The organism is Photobacterium sp. OFAV2-7 (genome assembly GCF_022347985.1).
Classification (GTDB): Bacteria; Pseudomonadota; Gammaproteobacteria; order Enterobacterales; family Vibrionaceae; genus Photobacterium.
This window is the reverse complement of record NZ_JAKRFQ010000145.1, coordinates 1-7,785: the sequence shown is the minus strand read 5'-3', so window position 1 is coordinate 7,785 and position 7,785 is coordinate 1. Positions and strand designations below refer to the sequence as shown.

The following is a 7,785-nucleotide window of genomic DNA, read 5'->3' as shown; positions in this document are numbered from 1 at the left end:
ATATCCAGCCGACTGGGTAACCTTGCCGTCGCAACCCGGGATGCCGAGTCACGGGTACGCTTTATTGGGTACAACGTCGATCAATTCAAGCTGTGGATTTTTGTGCTGTCAGCGGTACTGGCCGGTATCGCCGGTGCCTTGTATGTGCCGCAGGTTGGCATTATCAACCCTGGGGAATTTGCACCGCTTAACTCAATCGAGATCGTGGTGTGGGTAGCGCTGGGTGGTCGGGCAACTTTGTTTGGCGCCATTGTCGGTGCCTTGCTTATCAACTATGCCAAGAGCTGGTTCACCATCGAATTTCCGGAAGTCTGGCTATTTGCGCTGGGGAGCTTGTTTGTACTGGCGACACTATTCCTGCCTAAAGGCGTAACCGGATTTTTCTCTGACTCATTTGCTCGCAAGTCTTCTCGCTCTTCGTCTCGTAAGGAGGCCGCATTATGACCACGATTCCTCAACAGCTCTCGCCCGAGAAGCTGGATCAGTCTCATTGGTTGCCGGTGCAGTTTCGTAATTCGGTAAAGAACTTTGTTCGCCGGGATCAGGTTTTTGATTTTCTCAAACCGCAACAGCACCCCTTGCTCGATACCCGGCACAACATTTTGCTGTATCTCGAAGGGGTAACCAAGTCATTTGACGGATTCAAGGCGATCAACGATTTGAACCTGTATATCAAGGAAGGAGAACTGCGCTGCATTATCGGTCCGAATGGTGCCGGGAAGACCACCATGATGGACATCATTACCGGTAAGACTCGCCCTGACGAAGGGCAGGTCTGGCTGGGCTCCAATATCAATCTTCTGCAAATGGACGAAGCCGAGATAGCCAATGCCGGTGTCGGCCGGAAGTTCCAGAAACCGACAGTGTTTGAGTGCCTGTCGGTGTGGCACAACCTGGAACTGGCAATGGCCGGGGAGCGCAGTGTCTGGCGTGTATTCAGAGCCAGTCTTAACGGGGAACAGCGTGATGAACTCAATCGGGTGCTGATCCTCATTGGCCTTGAAAATCATGCTGACCTGTTGGCAGGTAACTTGTCTCACGGTCAGAAGCAATGGCTGGAGATCGGCATGCTGCTGATGCAGAAGCCTAAGCTGTTGCTGGTGGATGAACCAGTCGCGGGGATGACCCACCAGGAAATGGATCGAACGGCAGAATTGCTGACATCGCTGGCCGGGGATCATTCGGTGGTGGTGGTCGAGCATGATATGGATTTTGTCCGCTCGATTGCCAGTAGGGTGTCTGTTTTGCATCAGGGGCATATGCTGGCCGAAGGCTCGATGAGCGAGGTGCAGTCTGATCCACGGGTCAAAGAAGTCTATCTGGGAGAATCGTGATGCTGGAAATCAAAGGACTGAATCAATTTTACGGCGAGAGCCATACCTTGTGGGATTTGGATATCAGCATTCCCGAGGGGAAGTGCACGGTACTGATGGGACGCAACGGGGTAGGGAAAACGACCTTGCTACAGTGTGTGATGGGGTTGTTGCCTGTCAAGAGCGGTGAGATCGTGCTGCAGGGGAAAGATATCAGCAAATTGTCGGCAGAAAGTCGTCCCCGTCATGGTGTTGGGTATGTACCTCAGGGGCGACAGATTTTTCCGTTGCTGAGTGTTGAAGAGAACCTGCATATCGGCCTGCCTATCCGAGCTAAGGGCGATCGCAAAATTCCCGAGTTTATCTACGAGCTTTTCCCGGTGCTGAAAGAGATGCTCCATCGTCGTGGCGGAGACTTGAGCGGGGGCCAGCAACAACAACTGGCTATCGCCCGGGCACTGGTCGTCAACCCTAGCTTGCTGATACTGGATGAGCCGACTGAGGGGATCCAGCCCAACATCGTTCAGGAAATTGGTGACATCATTCGCCGGTTGAATCATGAGTTAGGACTCACGGTATTGCTGGTTGAACAAAAGCTTCCTTTTGCACGAAAAGTTGGTGACAACTTTTGTTTGCTTGATCGTGGGCGGGCTGTTGCCAAGGGAGAAATGGCCGGCCTTAACGACAAACTGATCAAGGAGTATCTGACTGTATGACGGCAATCCATAACAGCATCGAGATAAAGTCTCCGCTAACCAATATTGCTTCAATCACACCTAAACCTTTGCCTGATGATCTTGAATCGCAGCAGGGGTGGCGGGCGCGGTTGGAACTGGGATTTTCGGCCAATGCCACTAAAACGGTATTGAAGCACCGCAAGCAACTTGGCCCGCTTGCGGTTCAGCGTCCGCTTTATCCTGAAGGCGATGTTTGTCACACGTACTTGCTTCACCCTCCCGGTGGAGTCGTTGGCGGAGACAAGCTGTCAATTGCTGCCCATTCAGAGACTGATGCCAAGGCATTAATCACCACGCCCGGCGCGACCAAGTTTTATCGCTCTTCGGAAAAATACGCCTATCAGCGTCAACATCTCTCGGTAGATGCAGGCGCCATGCTTGAGTGGCTGCCGCAAGAAAATATCTATTTTCCGGAAGCTCGAGTCAGACTGGATACCGAGATCGACGTAGAGCCCGGAGGTCGATTTATTGGTTGGGAAATGCACTGTTTTGGGCGACCTGCACTAAAAGAGGGCTTTACCAGTGGGAGCGTTGTCGGTTGCACCCAGCTCAGGATTGGAAATGAGCTGATTATTGCAGAGCAACTGAATGTACAGGGCGGTGATCAGCACCAGCAAAGTGCAGGCCTGCGGGGCAATCCGATGATGGGCACCATGATAGTGACTGAATCTGACGAGCCCTTGCTCAATATGGTACAGACCTTGCTTTGTGACTATCAGGAATACTTATTGGAAAACAAGGTAGTAGCTGGTGTGACTGAAGTAACGGACAGCAGCGGTGAGCACAGGGTGATGGTAGTCAGGGCGATGGGAGACGGTACCGAGCCAATGATGGCGCTGTTTACCCAGGTTTGGTTGTCAGTGAGGCGTACCTGGTTTGGCAGTAAACCAAACACTCCCAGAATTTGGGCGACCTGAGCCCTAACTACTTGGTGGCATCTTGATAATTGCTCGGGCTGTTATCCGGAGTATTGATGGTTTGCTGGAGGAATAGATGGAATTAACACCCAGAGAAAAGGATAAGTTGCTGATTTTTACTGCAGCTCTTCTGGCTGAGCGACGCCGTGACAAAGGCCTGAAACTCAACTATCCGGAGTCGGTGGCTTTGATTAGTGCTGCGATCATGGAAGGGGCCAGAGAAGGACGAACCGTCGCGGAGTTGATGGATTTTGGCCGGACAATATTGTCAGCAGACGAGGTGATGGAAGGCGTTGCTGCAATGATAAACGACGTTCAGGTAGAAGCGACGTTTCCTGACGGTACCAAGCTGGTCACCGTCCATGATCCGATTGTATGAGGTGAGTGATGTCAGACAATCAACAAGACGTGTCCAGAGCGATGATCCCCGGTGAGCTTCAATGCGCTGAGGGTGAGATTGAACTGAATGTGGGCAAACCTGTGCTGACGGTTTCAGTAGCCAACTTGGGGGATCGGCCAATACAGATTGGCTCCCATTACCATTTCTTTGAAGCCAATGAAGCGCTGGAGTTTGAACGTGAGGCAACGCTGGGCTACCGGCTCAATATTGCAGCGGGTACGGCTACCCGTTTTGAGCCCGGGCAGTCACGAACGGTTGAGCTGGTAAGTTTCGGCGGTACGCAGACTATTTATGGGTTTCAGGGCAAGGTCATGGGCTCTGTCGGGCAGTCCGCATTGGCGATAGAACCTGACAGCAGGGAGGCGGAGGAATAAATGGCGACAATTTCAAGACAAGCCTATGGCGAAATGTTTGGCCCGACTGTTGGCGACAGGTTGCGCCTGGCCGATACCGAGTTGTGGCTGGAGGTTGAGAAAGACTATACCCGCTACGGTGACGAAGTGAAATTTGGTGGTGGTAAAGTCATCCGTGACGGAATGGGGCAGAGTCAGCTGCCGTCGTCGTTCACACCCGATTTGGTGATCACCAATGCCGTTATTCTCGATTATTGGGGGATAGTCAAAGCCGATGTGGCAGTCAAAGATGGCCGTATCAGCGCCATTGGCAAGGCGGGAAACCCGGATGTTCAGTCTGGTGTCGATATCGTGATTGGCCCGGGAACAGAAATTCTGGCGGGTGAGGGCGCTATTCTCACTGCCGGAGGTATCGACTCCCATATTCACTTTATCTGCCCGCAGCAGATTGAAGAGGCTCTGTGCTCTGGGATCACTACCATGCTTGGCGGAGGCACAGGACCGGCGACAGGCACCAATGCGACGACCTGTACACCGGGTCCGTGGAATATTCACCGGATGCTCGAAGCGCTGGATACTTTCCCGATGAACTTTGGCCTGCTCGGCAAAGGGAATGCCAGCTTGCCTGAAGCGCTGCATGAACAGGTTGAGGCCGGAGCTATCGGCCTGAAGCTTCATGAAGACTGGGGAACCACACCGGCCTCGATTGATAACTGTATGACAGTCGCCGAAGACACCGATGTTCAGGTCGCTATTCATACCGATACGCTAAATGAATCTGGTTTTGTTGAGTCAACCTTGGCTGCGATCGGCGAGCGAGTGATCCATACCTACCACACTGAAGGTGCCGGTGGCGGCCATGCGCCTGATATTATCCGCGCCTGCGGTGAGTCAAACGTATTGCCTTCATCAACCAATCCGACCCGGCCCTATACGGTCAATACCGTTGATGAGCACCTGGATATGCTGATGGTCTGCCACCATCTTTCTCCTTCGATTGCTGAAGATGTTGCCTTTGCCGAATCCCGGATCCGGCGGGAGACCATTGCTGCCGAAGATATTCTTCATGATCTGGGGGCGTTCTCGATGATTGCGTCTGATTCTCAGGCGATGGGACGAGTCGGCGAGGTGATCACTCGTACCTGGCAGACTGCCCATAAGATGAAAGTGCAGCGTGGCAGCCTGCCGCAGGATACAAGCTATAGCGACAATTATCGTCTCAAACGCTATATCGCCAAGTACACCATTAATCCGGCAATTACTCACGGGATCGGTCATGAAGTCGGCTCTATCGAGATAGGAAAACTTGCTGATTTGGTGCTTTGGAAGCCCGCTTTTTTCGGGATCAAGCCCAGCACAATCATCAAGGGAGGCATGATTGCCGCCGCTCCGATGGGCGATCCGAATGCATCGATCCCAACACCACAGCCTGTGCATTATCGGTCGATGTTTGGTAGCTACGGTAAAGCCAGCCAGAACACGTCGATGCTGTTTGTTTCAGCGTCGGCGAAATCAGCAGGCATTGACGAACAGCTTGGTTTGCAAAGTTTGATTGGCGTCGCCAAAGGGTGCCGCACCATAACCAAGAGCGACATGGTGCTGAATGACTGGCAACCCAATATTGAAGTCGATTCACAGACCTACCAGGTACGTGCCAACGGAGAGCTGCTGGTGTGCGAGCCAGCAGAGGTATTGCCGATGGCACAGCGTTATTTCTTATTTTGAGGATCTTTGATGATTGTTCTAACTCAGATTTTGACTGCACAGGAGTCAGCGTCATTGACCGACAGTGCAACGCTTAGCCTGCCAATTGACTCAAGGATTAAAAGCCGTCTGAAGGTCAACTTAGACGATGGCAGAGAAGCCGGGCTGTTTTTACCACGCGGCAAGATCCTGCGAAACGGTGATCTGTTGCGAAGCGAGCAGGGGGTGTTGGTCAGGGTGCTGGCAGCCGAAGAGGCCGTATCTACTGTCTACTGTTCTGATCCGCATCTTATGGCGCGGGTTTGCTACCACCTTGGCAACCGCCACGTTCCGCTTCAGATAGAGCCTGACTGGGTGCGATATCAGCACGATCATGTGCTGGATGAGATGGTCGCAGGGCTGGGGGCCGAAGTGACGTCGGAAATGGCTCCGTTCGAGCCTGAGGCAGGCGCTTATGGTGGTGCAAATAGCGGGCACTCACATACCGGGCATAGCCATGGACACAAACACTCTGATGAACACAGCCACCATAGCCATTAAACCGATAGTGGCTAAGGCAAGATATCAATAACAGATAAAGCATGAAGCTTGATAACAATAGCGAAAGGAAAAGATATGGTTAAATTAATTCATACCCGCTCATTAGTATCATCTGGATCTGCAGCACTACTGCTAGCCTCTGGTTCGGCAATGGCTCACAGTGGCCATGGCCCACTAGAAAGCGGGGTGTTCTCTTCTTTTGTCTCCGGCATCACCCACCCGATCACCGGGTTAGATCATCTGGTTATGTTAGTGGGGGTGGGGCTGATTGCCGCCCAATATAAACAGAGACACCAACAAGTGCGTATCGTGCTGGCAGCATTGGTCAGTATGCTGCTCGGCCTTGGTTTTGGCGCGATGTCGGGCTTTGCAACCGGTATTGAAACGATGATTCTGGCCTCAGTGTTTGTTGCATCTGTTGCTGTGTATAGCCGTCAGCGAGCAGGAAGTAATAGCTGGTCAGTCGTAATGTCGGTGTTGGCTGTTGTTGCTGTTATGTTCCATGGCTGGGCACATGGACTTGAGGCATCTTCTTCTGGCTTGATGGCTTTTGTACCCGGCATGTTGGTAAGTGCCAGTTTGCTTGCAATGAGTGGTTACAAGTTAGGCCAGTACCTTAGCCCTAAGTGGCAGAGTGCCTTGTTGGCAATGAGCGGTACTTTACTGGCACTTGCTAGCTAATTTGCATGGCAGGTGACTATGTCCAATACCAGACATGTATTACCGGATTTTCGCCTTTATCAACTAATGAGCCCCTCATTACCGATTGGGGCATTTACTTACTCACAGGGGCTAGAGTGGGCGATAGAGAAAGGATGGGTAACCAATCAGGAAAGCCTTCAGCTCTGGCTGACAGATGTACTTCACCATAGCCTGGTAACACTGGAGCTACCTATTCTATCTCGTTTGTACATGGCCTATGAACAACATGAACTATCCGCAGTAACCCACTGGAATCATTGGTTATATGTTAATCGTGAAACCAAGGAGTTGCGTTTGGAAGAGCAGCAGAGAGGCAAGGCGACAGCGAGGTTACTCGCGCAACTGGGCGAGCCGTTTCCTGCCCATGATCTGGCCTGTGCGGAGGGCTGCCAACTGGCAGGCTTTGCGTTGGCGGCGAACCACTGGGGGATAGAATCGGCGGCGTTAAATGCCGGTTATCTCTGGAGCTGGCTTGAAAATGCGACGATGGCCGGGGTGAAGCTCATCCCGCTGGGCCAGAGCGCCGGACAGCAGATATTGCTGTCGATGTCCCAGCTGCTGCCAGATGCCCTGGCTGCTTCGCAACAGGTCCAGGACCATGAAATTGGCAGTTTTACTCCGGCGCAGGCGATAGCCAGTAGCCAGCACGAGACTCAATACACCAGACTTTACCGATCTTAGGGAAATAACCATGACAGAATACAAATCACCATTACGGATTGGCGTTGGCGGCCCGGTAGGGTCGGGAAAGACAGCATTGCTAGAAATACTGTGTAAAACCATTCGTGATAAGTACAACATTGCCGTTGTAACCAATGATATCTACACCCAGGAGGATGCCAAAATCCTGACCCGGGCAGAGGCCCTAGATGCTGACCGAATCATAGGTGTCGAGACTGGCGGATGTCCTCATACGGCAATTCGGGAAGATGCCTCGATGAACCTGGCAGCGGTTGAAGAGCTGGCAGCAAGGCACAAGAGCCTTGATGTGGTCTTTATCGAGAGCGGCGGCGATAACTTGAGTGCGACCTTCAGCCCCGAGCTGGCCGATTTAACGATTTATGTCATTGATGTCGCCGAAGGGGAGAAGATTCCGAGAAAAGGAGGCCCGGGAATTAC

10 protein-coding genes and 1 pseudogene are annotated in these 7,785 nt (G+C 52.4%); all 11 read left to right on the top strand.

Annotation, left to right across the window (positions count from 1 at the left end; all coding sequences use genetic code 11):
* Window positions 1-444, top strand: a pseudogene (locus MHN01_RS10225) (urea ABC transporter permease subunit UrtC); the annotation flags it as partial.
* Window positions 441-1,334: an urea ABC transporter ATP-binding protein UrtD gene (urtD, locus tag MHN01_RS10220; RefSeq protein WP_239411259.1), complete on the top strand. Its 894-nt coding sequence runs from the start codon at window positions 441-443 to the stop codon at window positions 1,332-1,334. The pseudogene MHN01_RS10225 and the gene urtD, both read left to right, overlap by 4 nt.
* On the top strand, window positions 1,334-2,029 hold the full coding sequence (urtE, locus tag MHN01_RS10215) for an urea ABC transporter ATP-binding subunit UrtE (RefSeq protein ID WP_239411258.1): 696 nt from the start codon (window positions 1,334-1,336) through the stop codon (window positions 2,027-2,029). The genes urtD and urtE overlap by 1 nt, the downstream gene beginning before the upstream one ends.
* Window positions 2,026-2,967: an urease accessory protein UreD gene (locus MHN01_RS10210; RefSeq protein ID WP_239411257.1), complete on the top strand. Its 942-nt coding sequence runs from the start codon at window positions 2,026-2,028 to the stop codon at window positions 2,965-2,967. The genes urtE and MHN01_RS10210 overlap by 4 nt, the downstream gene beginning before the upstream one ends.
* Before the next feature lie 76 nt (window positions 2,968-3,043).
* Window positions 3,044-3,346, top strand: coding sequence for an urease subunit gamma (gene ureA, locus MHN01_RS10205; protein ID WP_239411256.1), 303 nt, complete (start codon window positions 3,044-3,046; stop codon window positions 3,344-3,346).
* Between the two features lie 8 nt (window positions 3,347-3,354).
* The gene (locus tag MHN01_RS10200; RefSeq protein ID WP_370646484.1) at window positions 3,355-3,741 is read left to right on the top strand and encodes an urease subunit beta; all 387 of its coding nucleotides are present in this window, start codon (window positions 3,355-3,357) and stop codon (window positions 3,739-3,741) included.
* The gene (gene ureC / locus MHN01_RS10195) at window positions 3,742-5,445 is read left to right on the top strand and encodes an urease subunit alpha (RefSeq protein WP_239411255.1); all 1,704 of its coding nucleotides are present in this window, start codon (window positions 3,742-3,744) and stop codon (window positions 5,443-5,445) included.
* Between the two features lie 9 nt (window positions 5,446-5,454).
* Window positions 5,455-5,964: an urease accessory protein UreE gene (gene ureE / locus MHN01_RS10190; RefSeq protein WP_239411254.1), complete on the top strand. Its 510-nt coding sequence runs from the start codon at window positions 5,455-5,457 to the stop codon at window positions 5,962-5,964.
* Window positions 5,965-6,039: 75 nt separating this feature from the next.
* Window positions 6,040-6,645: a HupE/UreJ family protein gene (locus MHN01_RS10185; protein ID WP_239411253.1), complete on the top strand. Its 606-nt coding sequence runs from the start codon at window positions 6,040-6,042 to the stop codon at window positions 6,643-6,645.
* A gap of 18 nt (window positions 6,646-6,663) precedes the next feature.
* Window positions 6,664-7,347 carry an urease accessory protein UreF gene (locus tag MHN01_RS10180; RefSeq protein ID WP_239411252.1) on the top strand — a complete coding sequence of 228 codons (684 nt, stop codon included), beginning with the start codon at window positions 6,664-6,666 and terminating at the stop codon, window positions 7,345-7,347.
* A gap of 10 nt (window positions 7,348-7,357) precedes the next feature.
* Window positions 7,358-7,785 (top strand): urease accessory protein UreG (gene ureG / locus MHN01_RS10175; protein WP_239411251.1); only part of this gene is annotated, 428 nt, incomplete at its 3' end.

Coding starts and splice junctions, on each gene's coding strand:
- urtD (WP_239411259.1), top strand. CDS start 441: ATGACCACGATTCCTCAACAGCTCTCGCCCGAGAAGCTGGATCAGTCT.
- urtE (WP_239411258.1), top strand. CDS start 1,334: ATGCTGGAAATCAAAGGACTGAATCAATTTTACGGCGAGAGCCATACC.
- MHN01_RS10210 (WP_239411257.1), top strand. CDS start 2,026: ATGACGGCAATCCATAACAGCATCGAGATAAAGTCTCCGCTAACCAAT.
- ureA (WP_239411256.1), top strand. CDS start 3,044: ATGGAATTAACACCCAGAGAAAAGGATAAGTTGCTGATTTTTACTGCA.
- MHN01_RS10200 (WP_370646484.1), top strand. CDS start 3,355: ATGTCAGACAATCAACAAGACGTGTCCAGAGCGATGATCCCCGGTGAG.
- ureC (WP_239411255.1), top strand. CDS start 3,742: ATGGCGACAATTTCAAGACAAGCCTATGGCGAAATGTTTGGCCCGACT.
- ureE (WP_239411254.1), top strand. CDS start 5,455: ATGATTGTTCTAACTCAGATTTTGACTGCACAGGAGTCAGCGTCATTG.
- MHN01_RS10185 (WP_239411253.1), top strand. CDS start 6,040: ATGGTTAAATTAATTCATACCCGCTCATTAGTATCATCTGGATCTGCA.
- MHN01_RS10180 (WP_239411252.1), top strand. CDS start 6,664: ATGTCCAATACCAGACATGTATTACCGGATTTTCGCCTTTATCAACTA.